15 protein-coding genes and 1 tRNA gene are annotated in these 13,757 nt (G+C 59.3%); 10 read left to right on the forward strand and 6 right to left on the reverse strand.

All coding sequences use genetic code 11. The features are described from left to right. Positions 1-2 precede the first annotated feature (2 nt). The 4 genes from XMD517_RS03550 to pyrH form a co-directional block, all read right to left on the reverse strand. Entirely contained in the window at positions 3-809 is an 807-nt protein-coding gene (locus XMD517_RS03550; RefSeq protein WP_173487099.1) for a phosphatidate cytidylyltransferase, read from the reverse strand. Between the two features lie 72 nt (positions 810-881). Continuing rightward, positions 882-1,607: an isoprenyl transferase gene (locus tag XMD517_RS03555; protein ID WP_368493359.1), complete on the reverse strand. Its 726-nt coding sequence runs from the start codon at positions 1,605-1,607 to the stop codon at positions 882-884. Positions 1,608-1,632: 25 nt separating this feature from the next. Then, the gene (gene frr / locus XMD517_RS03560; protein WP_173487097.1) at positions 1,633-2,196 is read right to left on the reverse strand and encodes a ribosome recycling factor; all 564 of its coding nucleotides are present in this window, start codon (positions 2,194-2,196) and stop codon (positions 1,633-1,635) included. Positions 2,197-2,355: 159 nt separating this feature from the next. Further along, positions 2,356-3,120 (reverse strand): UMP kinase, encoded by a 765-nt coding sequence (gene pyrH, locus XMD517_RS03565; protein ID WP_173487096.1) that lies wholly within the window; start codon positions 3,118-3,120, stop codon positions 2,356-2,358. A 155-nt stretch (positions 3,121-3,275) separates the two neighbouring features. Here pyrH and miaA point away from each other — a divergent pair, with 155 nt between their 5' ends. Both miaA and XMD517_RS03575 read left to right on the forward strand, forming a co-directional pair. Further along, the gene (gene miaA / locus XMD517_RS03570) at positions 3,276-4,166 is read left to right on the forward strand and encodes a tRNA (adenosine(37)-N6)-dimethylallyltransferase MiaA (protein WP_368493358.1); all 891 of its coding nucleotides are present in this window, start codon (positions 3,276-3,278) and stop codon (positions 4,164-4,166) included. Between the two features lie 285 nt (positions 4,167-4,451). Continuing rightward, positions 4,452-5,228: an AraC family transcriptional regulator gene (locus tag XMD517_RS03575; RefSeq protein ID WP_254449752.1), complete on the forward strand. Its 777-nt coding sequence runs from the start codon at positions 4,452-4,454 to the stop codon at positions 5,226-5,228. A 74-nt stretch (positions 5,229-5,302) separates the two neighbouring features. Here XMD517_RS03575 and XMD517_RS03580 read toward each other — a convergent pair whose 3' ends face one another. Then, positions 5,303-5,860, reverse strand: a complete 558-nt coding sequence (locus tag XMD517_RS03580) for a lytic transglycosylase domain-containing protein (RefSeq protein WP_055192487.1) — start codon at positions 5,858-5,860, stop codon at positions 5,303-5,305. Between the two features lie 334 nt (positions 5,861-6,194). Here XMD517_RS03580 and ssb point away from each other — a divergent pair, with 334 nt between their 5' ends. Then, on the forward strand, positions 6,195-6,713 hold the full coding sequence (ssb, locus tag XMD517_RS03585) for a single-stranded DNA-binding protein (protein ID WP_173487094.1): 519 nt from the start codon (positions 6,195-6,197) through the stop codon (positions 6,711-6,713). A gap of 197 nt (positions 6,714-6,910) precedes the next feature. Here ssb and XMD517_RS03590 read toward each other — a convergent pair. Continuing rightward, positions 6,911-7,000, reverse strand: a tRNA-Ser gene (locus XMD517_RS03590). Between the two features lie 197 nt (positions 7,001-7,197). Here XMD517_RS03590 and XMD517_RS03595 point away from each other — a divergent pair. Genes XMD517_RS03595 through XMD517_RS03625 form a run of 7 tightly spaced genes read left to right on the forward strand, consistent with a single transcriptional unit; the run spans position 7,198 to position 13,657 of the window. Next, a complete protein-coding gene (locus XMD517_RS03595) occupies positions 7,198-8,100 on the forward strand; it encodes an SPOR domain-containing protein (RefSeq protein ID WP_173488034.1) in 903 nt (300 codons plus the stop codon). A 1-nt stretch (position 8,101) separates the two neighbouring features. Next, positions 8,102-9,310: a D-alanyl-D-alanine carboxypeptidase family protein gene (locus XMD517_RS03600; RefSeq protein WP_371734352.1), complete on the forward strand. Its 1,209-nt coding sequence runs from the start codon at positions 8,102-8,104 to the stop codon at positions 9,308-9,310. Positions 9,311-9,320: 10 nt separating this feature from the next. Then, on the forward strand, positions 9,321-9,971 hold the full coding sequence (gene tmk / locus XMD517_RS03605) for a dTMP kinase (protein ID WP_173487092.1): 651 nt from the start codon (positions 9,321-9,323) through the stop codon (positions 9,969-9,971). Next, positions 9,968-11,095: a DNA polymerase III subunit delta' gene (locus XMD517_RS03610; protein ID WP_173487091.1), complete on the forward strand. Its 1,128-nt coding sequence runs from the start codon at positions 9,968-9,970 to the stop codon at positions 11,093-11,095. The genes tmk and XMD517_RS03610 overlap by 4 nt, the downstream gene beginning before the upstream one ends. A 16-nt stretch (positions 11,096-11,111) precedes the next feature. Further along, complete coding sequence (locus XMD517_RS03615) at positions 11,112-11,927, forward strand: TatD family hydrolase (RefSeq protein WP_173487090.1); 816 nt, start codon at positions 11,112-11,114, stop codon at positions 11,925-11,927. After that, positions 11,924-12,724, forward strand: a complete 801-nt coding sequence (locus XMD517_RS03620; protein WP_173487089.1) for an MBL fold metallo-hydrolase — start codon at positions 11,924-11,926, stop codon at positions 12,722-12,724. Before XMD517_RS03615 ends, XMD517_RS03620 begins: the two co-directional genes overlap by 4 nt. Further along, complete coding sequence (locus XMD517_RS03625; protein WP_173487088.1) at positions 12,725-13,657, forward strand: AEC family transporter; 933 nt, start codon at positions 12,725-12,727, stop codon at positions 13,655-13,657. Positions 13,658-13,757: the final 100 nt, after the last annotated feature.

Consider the following 13,757-nt stretch of genomic DNA (forward strand, 5'->3'; position numbering starts at 1 on the left):
GATCACCCCGCCACGAACACCGGAACGGCCATGGCCAGCGACAGAACGTAAATCAGGGCGGCTGCCCCAATCATGGCATCAAATCGATCCAGCACACCGCCATGGCCGGGGATCAGGTTAGAGCTGTCCTTGACACCCACATGGCGCTTGATCGCGCTTTCAATCACATCCCCCATCTGCCCGGCAAATGCGGCCAGAACCGAACCGATCATCCAGTAAAGAGACGTTCCCTCGGAGGCAAAGAAAAGCCCAATCAAAGAGGCGCCAATCCATCCGGCCACCGTTCCTGACCAGGTTTTCTTGGGGCTGACACGGGGCCAGAATTTCGGCCCGCCAAGGATGCGTCCCGCAAAATATCCTGCAATATCAGACACGATCACCACCAGCACCAGCCAGATCACCAGCTTGCCATGGGACAATTGCAAAAACCCCAATGCCGCCAGCATGATCAGAAACCCGTATCCCAGTGCCAGATTGCGCCGGTCCGGCAACAGATAAGCCCCCAGCATCGGTGCCACCAGAAGGCCAAGCCAGGTCCAGCCAAAGCCACCGGACGCCATCAAACGCAACCCGGCCAGTTCGACGGCAAAAGCCGCTAGAACGCCGACCCCAATTGGCACCAATGCATTTGTCGGGTCCAAAAGCCGGATCAGTTCCCAAAAGCACAGGCCAATCACCACCGCGATCAGGGTGACGAAAACAACGCCTCCCATCCAGATCGCTGTCCCGGCCACCAGCGCCATCAACAGCCCGGCACCGGCGCGCGGGCCAAGATCCATCCATTTCGATCCGGTTTTCACATCTGACATGCGGTTCCTTTTCTGCTGATCATCAGCAGTCCTTGGGCAGCGTCGATCCCCGGATCGCCCTGCGGTTAGCGGTTATTCGGCTGCGGTGTCCACGCCCCCGAACCGGCGATCCCGTCCGCCAAAGCGCGTAACGATCCGGCCAAAAAGTTCGGCATTGAAATCCGGCCAGAGCGTATCAAGAAACTCATATTCCGCATAAGCCGACTGCCAAAGAAGGAAATTGGAAATCCGCGCCTCACCAGAGGTTCGAATGACCAGATCAGGATCCGGCAAAACACAAGTATCCAAATACTTTGCGAGCGTTTGTTCATCCACCTGATCTGCATCGATCCGCCCCAAAGCGGCATCCTGCGCCAGACGTTTCACGGCGCGGGCCACTTCGTCACGGCCGCCGTAATTCAGCGCGATGGTCAAATGCACACGATCATTGTCGCAGGTGAGTTCTTCCAACTCGTCCATCAGCTTTTGCAGCTTTTCATCGAGCCGCACACGGTCCCCGATAAAGCGCACCCGCACGCCTTCATCACGCAGCGCACGGGCTTCTTTCTTGATGTAACGGCGAAACAGGCTCATCAGTCCGGATACTTCCGACTGGGTGCGTTTCCAGTTCTCTGTCGAAAAGGCAAAGATGGTCAGGTATTTGACGCCAAATTCGGGGCAGGTTTCCACAATCTCGCGGACCCGCTTGGCTCCGGCACGATGGCCGAAAAGGCGCGGCTGGCCGCGTTTTTGCGCCCAGCGGCCGTTGCCATCCATGATGATGGCCACATGTTCCGGCGATGTCTTATCCTTGCCCACGCGGCCCCTCCTGACAGGTCTGAAATCAGACCTGCATGATCTCTTCTTGCTTGGTTTCCAGCGCCTTATCGACCATTTTGACATGTTTGTCGGTCAGTTCCTGGACCTCATCATGCCACATCTTGTGATCGTCTTCGCTCATCCCATCCTTGGCGCGTTTCAGCTGCTGCATCCCGTCCTGGCGCACATTGCGCACAGCGACACGGGCGCTTTCGGCATATTGGGCGGCCACGCGGGTCAGTTCGCGGCGACGTTCTTCGTTCAGCTCGGGGATCGGCAGCATGATGATCGTGCCATTCAGCTGGGGATTGATGCCCAGACCGCTTTCACGGATCGCCTTTTCTGCTTTCCCTACCAAAGATTTGTCCCAGATATTCACCGTCACCATCCGCGGCTCCGGCACGTTCACGGTGCCGATCTGGTTCAGCGGAGTGCGCGCGCCGTAGGCATCCACCATGATCGGATCCAGCATCGAGGCCGACGCGCGCCCGGTGCGTAGCGATGCAAATTCAGATTTCAGCGCGCCAATGGCGCCTTCCATACGGCGTTCCAGATCATCCAGATCCAGTTCAAATTCTTCGTCAGCCATCTCAGGCGTCCCCTTTATCCATCTGCTCTTGTTTTCGAGCGTCTTTTCATACCTATAGCCCTCCCGCACGGGCCTTGTATAGGGCGGCCCATTTGCAGCGGAAAAAACTGTGTCTTATGGGCAGGTCCTTGCCCAATCCGGTCGGTTGCCCCAGCCAGATCAGCCGCCCACTTTGGTGTAAGTGCCCTGCCCCGACAGGATGCCTTTGAACCCACCCGGTTCGTCCAGACCAAACACAACCAGCGGCAGGTTGTTATCTCGCGCCAGCGCAATGGCAGAAGCATCCATCACGCGCAGGCGCTTGGCCAGCACGTCATCATAGCTGACATGGTCATAGCGCACCGCATCTGCATGTTCTTTGGGATCCTTGTCATACACCCCGTCCACACCGTTTTTGCCCATCAAAATGGCTTCACAGGCCATTTCATTGGCTCGCAAAGTGGCGGCCGTGTCGGTTGTGAAATAGGGGTTCCCGGTTCCTGCGGCAAAGATGCAGACCCGTTTTTTCTCAAGGTGGCGCACCGCCCGGCGGCGGATATAAGGTTCACAGACTTCATCCATGCGAATGGCGGAGATGACCCGAGTGAACACCCCCATTCCTTCCAGCGCAGACTGCATCGCCAGCGCGTTCATCACGGTGGCCAACATCCCCATGTAATCCGCAGTGGTGCGCTCCATCCCCTGGGCGGACCCGGACAGGCCACGGAAAATATTCCCGCCCCCGATCACCATACAGATCTCAACCCCCATCTCGGCCACGCTTTTCACTTCGCGCGCGATTCGTTCAACGGTGGGCGGATGCAGGCCAAACCCCTGGTCCCCCATCAACGCTTCGCCAGAGATTTTCAGCATCACGCGCTTATAGGTGGTCGCGGGGGTATCGCCGCTTTCTTCTGAGAATACGGCAGCAGAGGTATCAGTCATGGGTGGAAAGTCCTGAACAAGAAGATTGTCTTGCCCGGCAAAATGGCCCAAACAGGCGAAACTTTCAATGCGTATACGGGCCGTCTTTCGAAAAAACGCCGTCCCTACGCCACCTGGAAACCCGCAACCCGAGCCCCACAGTCGAAAGCCCCGCCGTGCCAGATCCCCTTCCCTTCGACATTCGCACCCTCCCGCCCAACCGCCCGGTGCTGATTGCCGGGGCAACCGCTTCGGGCAAATCCGCCCTCGCGATGGAGATTGCCGAAACCGGTGGTGGGGTGATTGTGAATGCAGATGCGTTGCAGGTGTTTTCCAACTGGCGCATTGTCACCGCGCGTCCTTCGCCGGAAGAAGAGGCACGGGTGCCACACCGCCTGTATGGGCATATCCCGGGCGATCAGGACTATTCCGTCGGGCATTGGCTGCGTGAAGTGGCCCAGATCCTGCAAGGCCGGGACCGTCCCATTATTGTTGGCGGCACCGGGTTGAACCTGTCCGCCCTGACCGAGGGGCTGGCCGATATTCCTCTGACTCCGCCAGAGGTGCGGGCGGAAGGGGAAACCCTCTTGGCCACGCAGGGGATCAGCGCCCTTTTGCGCGCCCTGGACCCGGATACGCTTGCACGGATCGACCAGCGCAACCCGGCCCGCGTGGCCCGCGCCTGGGAGGTGCAGCGCAGCACCGGGCGAGGGCTGGCGTCGTGGCAGGACGACACACCGCCCCCCCTGCTTGCGCTGGCAGATTGCACCGCCATTGTCCTGCAAGCCGACCGGGACTGGCTGCGCAACCGGATTGAACGTCGCTTTGACCTGATGCTGGAGGGCGGCGCCCTCGACGAAGCGCGGGCAAACCTTGAGAACTGGGACCCGAAGGCCCCCCATGCCAAGGCCATCGGGGCCCCCGAACTGATTGCCCATCTGAAGGGTGAACTGAGTTTGGAAGACGCACGCGAGGCGGCAATCATCGCCAGCCAGCAATATGCCAAACGCCAACGCACCTGGTTTCGCAAACGCATGAAGCACTGGCAGGCGATTCCCCTGCCCTGATGGCCACGCGCGCGCCTTCGCCTTGAACAGATCGAACCTCCTGTTGTGTTAACCATCTGACAACACCCGGTCCAAGTTACCCACAATTGTCCACATTTTTTGTGGATAACCTTGTGGAAAATCTCCACAGCCCCTTATTTTGCAGCGACAAAACGGCATTTTTGACCTAATATTTAAGCCTGCCTGCTTTCATGCACCGCTGCCTGCCGGGGTCCACACATGTCACAAATGCAACCAGAGACACGTTCTTTGCCCTCTCCTTTCCGCGTCGTCCCCTTGGCGCGGATGAGCAAAGGGGGACGATGGCGAACCGAAGCGATGCGCTCCTACGGTGCGCCCGTTTTGATCTGGTTCACCCGTGGTCAGGGACGGATCACCGTGAATGGCGTCACGGCAGGATATGGCCCACATAATTGTATCTTTGTGCCCGCCGGCATCATGCACGGGTTTGAGGTTTCAGCCCAGGTCAGCGGCACAATGGTTGTCTTTCCACAAGCCAGCGAAGAGGAGCTGTCACTGCCGCTTGATCCGTTTCACCTGCGCCTGCGTGACGGCGACCGGCAGATGGAACTCAGCCGGATGATTGATGACCTGCAAAAAGAGATGGACCGGTTTGACGCAGGCCATACCGAACGCGCCCATCGCGCGATGATGTGCCATGCTGGTTTGATTTCGGTCTGGCTGGATCGGCAGGTTGACCACCAACGCTCGGATGAGGGCCAATCCCCGACACAGGTAAAATCCGGCGCGCGATTGGCCAATGCTTTTGCAGCCCTTGTTGAGCAGGATTTCCACAGTCCGAAATCCGTGCGGGACTATGCCGGCGCGCTGGGCGTGACCCCGACCCATCTCAGCCGGGTTTGCAACAGGGCCTGTGGGCGGTCGGCCTCGACCATTCTCGCGGATCGGGTCCATTACGAAGCACGCCGATTGCTGAGCGAAACCACGCTTCCGGTGAAAGACATCGCGCGCAGCCTCGGGTTTGCCTCCGCCGCCTATTTCACCCGGTCCTTTCAGAAACACACCGGGGTGACGCCCTCGCAGTTCCGTGCGACGCACTGACGACGCACTGTCCCCGACCGCCTTTTGGCGCGACAGGTTGGCTGAAGATAAAAGAGGTCAAAAAAGCGCGAACATCACCCGCCGAGGATCGCCTTTACATAACCGCGCGTTTCCCGATAGGGCGGCACACCGGAATACTTCTCGACCGCCGCGGGCCCCGCGTTATAGGCGGCCAGCGCAAGGCGCCAGGATCGGAACTTGTTGTATTGCTGACGCAGATACCGGGCGCCCCCTTCCAGGTTTTGTCTGGGATCATGCGGGTTCACCCCAAGTTTGCGCGCAGTGAAGGGCATCAGCTGGGCCAGCCCGATCGCTCCGGCATGGCTTTTTGCACGGGGGTTCCAGCCGCTTTCCTGCTGCACAAGGCGCAAAAACAGGTCCTCGGGAATGGAATGTTTGCGTGCGGCCGCCTTGGCCATGGAAAGGTATTGACCGCGATAGTTCCCTGAAAACCGCGGTATCCCCTCTGCGCCACCCTGTTCCTGATCCGCATTGGGCCGCAACCGGGTCGACCCGGCATATTGCTCAGCAGCCCGTGTGTCCAGCACATCCAGTTGCGACGAAAAATTGGCGCGCCCCGTTGAGCTGGAAAACAGCCCATCCGAAAAGGCCGGTGCCACCGGAAGCGACATCAAGCAAAGACCAAAACCAATCCTATGAAAAACGCTGCGCTGAGACATGTTTCTCTCCAAACTTCTGCAGGCAATATAGTTAAAAATTGCAACGCGACAATGGCCGCGGCGGTTTTATGCCCATAGGCCGCAAAGTCGGGCTTCCCAAAACACCCGGGCGCACCATTTGGCCAATGCATCTGGCGCCAGCCAGCGCCCCATCGGACACGCGCACCATTTTTGAATTCCTCCGGCTGCCCGCGCGGAGCGAATTCATCCACAGGAAACCGTTTTCACCTTGGGGCGTATCTGTGTAACGATATGCGAAATGTGAAGAATCGAAAGGAAGCCGTCCATGGCAGGCTCGCTCAATAAGGTAATGCTGATCGGCAATCTGGGCCGTGACCCCGAAGTCCGCTCCTTCCAGAACGGCGGCAAAGTGTGCAACCTGCGCATCGCCACCTCGGAAACCTGGAAAGACCGCAACACCGGCGAGCGTCGCGAGCGCACGGAATGGCACTCGGTCGCCATTTTCAACGAGGGCCTGGTTCGGGTGGCAGAGCAATATCTGCGCAAGGGATCAAAGGTTTACATCGAAGGTCAATTGCAGACCCGCAAGTGGCAAGATCAGTCCGGCAATGACCGCTATTCGACCGAAGTTGTGCTGCAGGGTTTTGGATCGACCCTGACCATGCTGGACGGACGTGGCGAAGGTGGCGGCAGCGGCGGTTATGGCGGCGGCCAGAGCGGCGGTTATGGCGGCGGCTCCCAAGGCGGGGGTGGCTATGATCAGGGCGGTGGCTTTGGTGGCGGCAATCAAGGCGGCGGGCAATCCTCCTCCGGCGGCGGGTTTGACGACGAAATCCCGTTCTGATTGGACACGGGACCTTCATCTCAACAGTTCAAAAAGCGCCCACCGGCAGGTCGGGCGCTTTTTTGTGGTCCGTCTTTTAGTCCGCAACGGGAATGAGTTTCCAACCAGCATTCAAAGCACAGCTTTCCACCGCCGGGTCCTGCGCCGGTCTGTATGATGCAAAGTTTCTGGAAAAACGCGTACCCAATTTCGGGTGATGGCGGAGGAGGTGGGATTCGAACCCACGGTAGACTTTCACCTACGTCGGTTTTCAAGACCGGTGCATTCAACCACTCTGCCACTCCTCCGACCCGGGAACTCATAACGGCAAGGTTTTGATTCTAAAACCCCCTTTCCGGGCCAGTTTGATCACCTCTGCGCGCCCGTGCATGCCAGTTCTTGCCCATTCTTCGCACGGGACTTTTCACAAAAGGAACATGCCGCTACTATAGCCGCAATTGGGCGGAAACGGCGAAAGAGCCAGCAAGAATTTTAGGGGCATAACATGGCAAGAAAGACCACTTTGAAAGTGGCGATGATCCTGACGGGCGCATTGACGGTTGCGGGATGTGACGACACCAATCTTCCGGGTTTTCTGAAGAAAAACAACAACTCGGATGGCGCAACAGCCACCGCTGGCACAACCAGCCGCACCGTGGAACGGGATGTCGAAGCGCCCGAAGTGTTTCAGATGTCGGAAACCGGCTTATGGGATGGCCGCCCCAGCCTCGGAGGTGTGTGGGTGGCGCATTCCGATGCCAAGGACCCGGAGCGTGTGATCATTCGCAATGAAGCAAACGGGAAATTTGTGATCGGGGCCCTGTTCCGGCGCGAACGTGACGTGCCTGGCCCGCGCTTTCAGGTGTCATCTGACGCGGCTGAGGCATTGGGCATGCTGGCGGGCAATCCGGTCAACCTCTCGGTGACCGCGCTGCGCAAAGAAACCGTCCAGCCAGAGCCCGAAGTTGATGACACTCCTGTCCCTGCACCGGATGCGCTTGAAAGTGGCGAAATCAGTGAAAACACGCTGGACGATCCGATTGCCGCCGCGTCTGCCGCGCTGGATCGGGCTGAAGCCACGGCCCCTTCGGGCGCTGCCGCGGCAAAACCCACTGCTAAACCCGCAGCAAAGCCAGCTCCGAAACCCGTGGCCACCCCGTCCAAACCATCCGGTCTTGCAAAACCCTATATCCAGATCGGTATTTTCAGCGTGGAAACCAACGCCAAGAACACCGCAGAAGCCATGAAACGCGCAGGGATGCTGCCCACGATCAAACCAGGTTCCACCAGTGGAAAATCGTTCTGGCGTGTGATTGTCGGTCCAACCACCAGCAGCGCCGAACGCTCCTCGATCCTGAAGAAAGTTCGGGATCTTGGCTTTGCCGACGCCTATTTCGTGAGCCACTGACATGACCAGAAGTGACATGACCAGACACACCGTTCGCCACTTTCGCCTATCTGCTCTGATCACCGCGATGGTGGTTTTTGTCATCGCCGGCCTGCCCGCCCGTGCCTTTGATACCCGAGCCTCTTCCGCCTATGTTCTGGATGTGACCACGGGCACCGTTTTGATGGAGAAGAACGCCGACGTGGCCTTGCCACCGGCCTCAATGTCAAAGCTGATGACCATTGCCCTTCTGTTCGAAGCACTTGAGGACGGGCGCGTTTCGATGAATACCCCGTTTGCTGCCTCGCAGCGGGCGCAGGACATGGGCGGGTCTACCATGTTTCTGAACAAGACCGACCGCCCGACAGTGGAAGAGCTGATCCAGGGCATCATCGTGCAATCCGGCAATGACGCCTGCGTCGCGGTGGCCGAGGGGCTCGGCGGCACGGAAGAGGCCTTTGCCCGGATGATGACGGAACGGGCCAAAGAGTTGGGGATGGAGAATTCCAGTTTCGGAAATTCCTCCGGCTGGCCGGACCCGCGCCAACGCATGTCGATGAAAGACCTCGCCATTCTGGCCAATTACCTGATCACGAAATTCCCGCAATACTACCCCTATTTTGCGCAGCGTGAATTTCATTACAAAGGCCGCGCACCTGACAACCGCTTCAACCGGAACCCGCTTTTGCCGCTGGGGATCGGTGCGGACGGGTTGAAAACCGGTCATACGGAAGAAGCCGGGTACGGGCTGGTGGGATCTGCCCGTCAGGGAAATCGCCGCATTGTGTTTGTTCTTTCTGGCATGAGCTCCTCCAAGGCGCGTGCCGAAGAAGCGGAGGCAATCGTGAACTGGGCCTTCCGTCAGTTTGCCATCAAGACCCCAGTGAAGGCCGGGGAAAAAGTGGCCGAGATTCCGGTCTGGCTCGGCAATGTCAATTCGGTTGGCCTGACCGCTGCGGAGGATGTGTCACTGCTGGTGTCTGCGGTCGGACGTGACCCGCTCAAGGCTGAGATCAAATGGGTCGGCCCAACCGAAGCGCCTATCAGCGCCGGTCAGCAACTCGCTGAAATGATCGTGGAACGCCCCGACCTGCCTGACCAGATTGTCCCACTTGTCGCCGCAGAAGATGTTGCCGCCGCCGGGATCGGCAAGCGCATGGGCGTGGCGGCACAACGCATTCTGGGCAAGGTCATGGGGCAGGACAGCGCCCTGACCTCTCTCCTCAACTGACAGGTCAGATATGATCAGCAAAAACGGGTCGGGGCTGTTCATCAGCTTTGAAGGTATTGACGGGTCGGGGAAATCCACCCAGGCACGCCTGCTGGCAGAGCACCTGCGGGCAGCGGGCCATGATGTGGTGCTGACACGCGAACCGGGCGGCAGCCCGGGGGCCGAGGAAATTCGCGCCCTGGTGTTACAGGGGGACCCCGACCGCTGGTCGGCAGAAACCGAACTTTTGTTGTTTACGGCGGCAAGACGGGATCATCTTGAACGGCTGATCCGCCCTGCCCTGTCTGCGGGTAAAATCGTGATCACAGACCGTTTCGCCGACAGCACACGGATTTACCAAGGCACCCGCTCCGGCGATCTGCGCGCCACGGTGGATCAACTGCACGCGCTGATGATCGGGCAGGAACCGGATGTGACCTTTCTGATCGACATGGACCCGGAGGTCGGTCTGGCGCGCGCAAAAAGCCGCAATGGCACCGAGGAACGGTTTGAGGATTTCGGTGCGGATCTGCAAAAACTGATGCGCAAGGGGTTTCTGGCACTGGCCAATGACGCCCCGAAACGGTTTCGCGTGGTGAACGGTGCGCGGGACATGCAGAGCGTCGCAGCAGAGGTGGCCACGCTCGCCGACGCCGCTCTTTCAGAAAGCCCGGACCGATGAGTGCCGCAGACGAGATCCCCCAACCGGACTGTATCGAAGGCGTGCCGCATCCCCGTGACGCCTTGCAGCTGATTGGACAGGGGGCGGCCGAAACTCGCTTTCTCGAGGCGTTCACTTCGGACCGGCTGCACCATGGCTGGCTGATCACCGGACCACGCGGCGTGGGCAAGGCCACGCTGGCCTGGCGCATCGCCCGATTTCTTCTGGCCACCCCTCCTGACGATGGGGGAATGTTTGCCGCCCCGCCCCCGCAAAGCCTCGACATTGCCGCCGATCATCCGGTTGCGCGCCGGGTGAACGCCCTGTCCGACCCCGGCCTGTTCCTGTTGCGTCGTCCCTGGGATGACAAGCTCAAACGTCACAAACAGGACATCACCGTTGATGAGGTTCGCAAACTGAAAAGCTTCTTCGCCCTCAGTGCGGCAGGTGGTGGACGTCGTGTGGTGATTGTGGATGCGGCGGATGAGATGAACAGCTCAGCTGCAAACGCATTGCTGAAAGTGCTGGAGGAGCCGCCAGCAAATGTTGTGATGCTTTTGGTCAGCCACCAGCCCTCGCGACTGTTGCCGACCATTCGTTCGCGCTGCCGCGAGTTGCGCCTACCCCCGCTGGCGCCGGACGCTCTGGCGCAGATCATGAACGGGCTTGACGAATATCCCGGTCCGGATGAGATGCAGGCGCTGGGGGCATTGGCCGGGGGATCCGTGGGCGAAGCCCTGCAGCTTCTTCAGGTGAACGGGTTGGGGATCTATGGCGAGCTTGTGCATATTCTACATTCCGCCCCCAATTATGACCGGCCAAGGGCCTTGAAACTGGCAGATGGGGTGGCTGGCAAAGCCAACGCCTCCCGGTTTGAGGTCACACTGCGACTGATTGACCTGTTCCTCGCGCGTCTGGCCCGCCATGGGGCCGGAATGCCGGCACAATTGCCTGCAGCAGATGGGGAAACGGCTTTGTTTGAACGACTTGCGCCGCATCCGCGCGCCGCACGCAATTGGGCGTCCTTGCAGCAGGAGCTGTCGGCCCGTGCCTCTCATGGCAAAGCCGTCAATCTTGACCCGGCCGCCCTGATCCTTGATATGGTTTTCAAGATGAATGAAACGGCGGCCCGTTCGGTCGCATAAGAGGCGCTTGATACGCATGTCCGACAGCCCGATCCCCACCCTCACCGACAGCCACTGCCACCTGGATTTTCCTGATTTCGAGGGCGAGCTGGAGGAGATCATCGCGCGCGCCGAAAGCGCCGGGGTGACCCGGATGGTGACAATCTGCACCAAAATGCAGAACCTTGCACAGGTTCAGGCCATTGCCGATGCGTTTGACCCGGTTTTCTTCGCAGCCGCCACGCATCCAATGTCCGCCGCCAGCGAGCCGATGGTCACGGTGGAGGAACTGGTGGCCTTGGCAGATCATCCCAAATTTGTCGCCATTGGCGAAACCGGGTTGGATTACCACTATACGGCCGACAGCAAACCGGTTCAGATCGAAAGCCTCTTGGTGCATATCGAGGCGGCCCGCCAAACCGGTCTTCCGCTGATCATCCACGCGCGGGATGCGGATGAGGACATGGCGCGGATCCTGCAAGAGGCGCACACCGATGCTGCCTTCAACTGCGTGATGCATTGCTTTAGTTCAGGTCCGGCCCTCGCCCAGGTGGCGATCGATCTGGGGTTTTACCTGTCCATGTCCGGCATCGCTGCCTTTCCACGCAGTCAGGACCTGCGCGATATATTTGCCGCAGCTCCGGTTGACCGCATCCTGGTGGAAACCGACGCGCCCTACCTTGCCCCGCCCCCCAAACGCGGGAAGCGCAACGAACCTGCCTATACGGTGCATACCGCCCGGGTAGGCGCCGATGTTTTCGGCCTCAGCTATGAGGAATTCGCCGCACAGACCCAAGCCAATTTTGATCGCCTGTTTTCCAAGGCGGCCGCTTACAAGGCCCCAGCCAGATGAGCGGTTACAGCTTCACCATTCTGGGCTGCGGCTCATCCGGGGGGGTGCCGCGGATCGGCGGGCTTTGGGGGGAGTGTGATCCGAACAACCCGAAAAATATCCGCTCTCGCTGCTCGGCCTTGGTGACGCGAACCGGAGAGGATGGGGGTGTGACCCGCATCTTGATCGACACCTCCCCCGACATGCGCCATCAGCTTCTTACCGCTGGCGTGGGCGAGGTTGACGCCGTGGTTTACACCCATAGCCACGCCGACCACATGCATGGCATCGACGACCTTCGCATGGTTGTCTACAACATGCGCAAACGGGTTCAGGTCTGGGCGGATGGCCCGACACAGAACGACCTGATGTCGCGCTTTGGCTATGCGTTTGTGCAACCCAAGGGCTCAAGCTATCCGCCGATCCTGGACCTGAACACAATCGACGGAGACGTGGTAATCGAAGGGGCCGGAGGCGCAATCCGTATGACCCCGTTTGAGGTGACCCACGGAAATATCGACGCGCTGGGCTTTCGGATTGGAAAACTGGCCTATCTGCCAGATGTCAGTGAAATCCCTGAGGCCGCACGCCCTGCCCTGCAGGACCTGGATATCTTCATTATCGACGCCCTGCGCCGCACGCCGCATCCAACCCATTTCAATCTGGATGACGCGCTGCTCTGGATCAGCCGCGTGGGCGCGCGCAAAGGGGTGCTGACCAATATGCATATTGATCTGGACCATGCGACAGTCGAAGCGGAAACGCCGGATCACGTGGTTGCGGCCTATGACGGGATGGTGATCCCGTTCGAGGCATAGATGGGGGCCCTGATTGAGGTCATTTTACCGGTCTTTCTGGTGATTGGGATTGGCTATCTCGCCACTTGGCGCAAGATCATCACCGCGGACGCCGTTGAAGGCTTGATGTATTTTGCCACCAATCTCGCGGTGCCGATCCTGCTGTTCCTGGCCATTTCACGTCTGGACCTGAGCGCAAGCTTTCAACCCCGCCTGATGATCAGTTTCTACACCGGCGCCGTCAGCGGCTTTTTCGCCGGGCTTCTGGGCGCGCGGTTCCTGTTTTCCCGCCCCTGGCCGGACGCGGTGGCAATCGGGTTTGTCACCTTGTTTTCCAATTCGCTCCTGCTTGGCCTGCCGATTACAGAGCGCGCCTTTGGCCCGGACGCTCTGGGGGCAAACTTCGCCATTATCTCAATCCATGCGCCGACATGTTATGTGATCGGTGTGATGGCGATGGAGATTGCGCGCTCGCAAAACAAAGGGCTTGGAGCAGCATTTCTGGGGTTTCTCCGTTCAATGGCAAAAAACGGGCTGGTGATCGGGATTGCCTTCGGATTTGTGGTGAACCTTGGGGGCTTTTCCTTGCCGGCCGTGGTGCTGGACGCATTTTCACTGATTGCCAAAGCTGCCATTCCCGCAGCCCTTTTCGGACTGGGAGGGGTTCTTTATCGTTATCGACCCGAGGGCGACATTCGAACCGTGGCCTATATCTGCGCGGTCTCTCTGGGGCTTCATCCGGCCATGACATGGATGGTTGGGCGTCTGCTTGACCTTGACGAAATGGCGTTTCGCTCCGCCGTCATAACCGCCGCCATGGCTCCGGGCGTCAACGCCTATGTTTTCGCCAATCTCTATGGGGTCGCAAAACGAGTGGCGGCCACGGCGGTTCTGGTGGCCACGATCCTATCCATCCTCACCGCCTGGGGGTGGTTGATGGCGTTAAACCCTTAAAGCGTTTCCTGCTCTTATCAGATCACAGAAATCACCGGAAACGCCTTAAAGCCTCAGCGCACATCCCCCCTGAGGCCATGGGCAATATGCTCTGGCAGAT

Origin of the sequence: Aliiroseovarius sp. xm-d-517 (genome assembly GCF_013283135.1) — a bacterium.
Classification (GTDB): Bacteria; Pseudomonadota; Alphaproteobacteria; order Rhodobacterales; family Rhodobacteraceae; genus Aliiroseovarius; species Aliiroseovarius crassostreae.

Coding starts and splice junctions, on each gene's coding strand:
- XMD517_RS03620 (WP_173487089.1), top strand. CDS start 11,924: ATGAGCGGTTACAGCTTCACCATTCTGGGCTGCGGCTCATCCGGGGGG.
- XMD517_RS03600 (WP_371734352.1), top strand. CDS start 8,102: ATGACCAGAAGTGACATGACCAGACACACCGTTCGCCACTTTCGCCTA.
- XMD517_RS03580 (WP_055192487.1), bottom strand. CDS start 5,860: ATGTCGCTTCCGGTGGCACCGGCCTTTTCGGATGGGCTGTTTTCCAGC.
- XMD517_RS03595 (WP_173488034.1), top strand. CDS start 7,198: ATGGCAAGAAAGACCACTTTGAAAGTGGCGATGATCCTGACGGGCGCA.
- pyrH (WP_173487096.1), bottom strand. CDS start 3,120: ATGACTGATACCTCTGCTGCCGTATTCTCAGAAGAAAGCGGCGATACC.
- tmk (WP_173487092.1), top strand. CDS start 9,321: ATGATCAGCAAAAACGGGTCGGGGCTGTTCATCAGCTTTGAAGGTATT.
- XMD517_RS03610 (WP_173487091.1), top strand. CDS start 9,968: ATGAGTGCCGCAGACGAGATCCCCCAACCGGACTGTATCGAAGGCGTG.
- XMD517_RS03625 (WP_173487088.1), top strand. CDS start 12,725: ATGGGGGCCCTGATTGAGGTCATTTTACCGGTCTTTCTGGTGATTGGG.
- XMD517_RS03550 (WP_173487099.1), bottom strand. CDS start 809: ATGTCAGATGTGAAAACCGGATCGAAATGGATGGATCTTGGCCCGCGC.
- frr (WP_173487097.1), bottom strand. CDS start 2,196: ATGGCTGACGAAGAATTTGAACTGGATCTGGATGATCTGGAACGCCGT.
- ssb (WP_173487094.1), top strand. CDS start 6,195: ATGGCAGGCTCGCTCAATAAGGTAATGCTGATCGGCAATCTGGGCCGT.
- XMD517_RS03615 (WP_173487090.1), top strand. CDS start 11,112: ATGTCCGACAGCCCGATCCCCACCCTCACCGACAGCCACTGCCACCTG.
- XMD517_RS03575 (WP_254449752.1), top strand. CDS start 4,452: ATGAGCAAAGGGGGACGATGGCGAACCGAAGCGATGCGCTCCTACGGT.